Annotated in this window: 1 protein-coding gene and 1 pseudogene; both read right to left on the minus strand. The window is 71.2% G+C overall.

Annotated elements, in window-relative coordinates; all coding sequences use genetic code 11:
- Window positions 1–287, minus strand: a pseudogene (locus ACWCO3_RS34690) (hypothetical protein); the annotation flags it as partial.
- Window positions 288–483: 196 nt separating this feature from the next.
- Window positions 484–1224: RICIN domain-containing protein (locus ACWCO3_RS34695; protein WP_450014244.1), on the minus strand; the 741-nt coding region annotated here is incomplete at its 5' end.

The raw sequence follows: 1224 nt of genomic DNA on the forward strand, positions 1-1224 counted from the left end.
TCCCAGAGCAGGCGTACCGGCAGCACGAAGACCAGCGCGACACCGCGCGCGACGGCCGCGACGAGCGGAAACGCGACGGTGCGGTACGCCACGACGTCGACCGGGCCGGGCAGCGGCCGAGGGTACCCGGCGAGGCTCCAGCGCACCGGCTGGCCTGCGGCGAAACCCTCCACCAGCGCGTCGAGACGGTTCAGGCTGGGCGCCGGCCCGGTCGACGGGTCGGGCGCCTCGGCCCCGTGCAGCAGCCGGTGCCCGTGCTCCTGCACCATCCGGCGCCACTGCGCCATACGCCCCATGCTGGTCAAGGTACGGCAGTGGCCTGTGAGCCCGGCCCCGGGCGGTGCCCGCCGGGCGGCGTCCAACCGGTGTGAGCGTCACACCTGCGCGTCGTGGATGTGACGAGCAGGTGTGACGCTCACCGGGGCACTGCCCCGGGAGAGGCCGCCGTCAGGTCGGGACGGCGGCTTCTCCCGGCTCAGTCGGTCAGGGCAGGGTCCACTTCTGGTTGGCCGCGTTCAGGCAGGTCCAGAGGTGCACGACGGTGCTGTCCGCCGAGTTGTTGCCGGAGACGTCCAGGCACTTGCCCGACGACGGGTTGCGCAGGGTGCCGTCGGACGCCGCCGCCCAGTTCTGCGCCCCGCTGCCGTTGCAGGTCCAGAGCTGGATCTTGGTGCCGTTGGCGGTGCCACTGCCGTTGACGTCCAGGCACTTACCGAGCGCCTTGATCGTCGAGTTCGGCGTCACGGTCCAGGTCTGCGCCGCGCTGCCGTTGCAGGTGTAGATCTGGATCTGGGTACCGTCGGCGGTGCCACCGTTGCGCACGTCCAGGCACTTGCCGGCGAGACCCTTGATCGGGCCCACCCCGTTCGTGCCTCCGCTGCCCTTGACCAGTGTGAAGTCGTCCAGGTCGAAGAGCCCCGTGCCGCTACCGGTGAAGGTGAGGTAGAGGTTCTGGGTGCTGGACGGGACGTTCGACAACGCGGTGGTGACGTTGGCGTAGGTGTCCCAGCTACCGGTGTTGGGCACCGCCACCGAGCCGAGCACCGGGCCGGTGGCCGAGCCGGTGCGCACCTGGATGGTGCCGCCCGCGCCGCCGGAGACGACCCGGGCGGTGAACGAGGTGACCCCGGTCAGGTTGACCCCGTTGTACGCGGCCCAGTCGCCCGGCTCGATGTAGCCGAGGGTCTGCCCGCCGTTGGCACCCGCCTTGGTGAACGCGGAGAC

It is taken from the genome of Micromonospora sp. NPDC002411 (assembly GCF_053592955.1).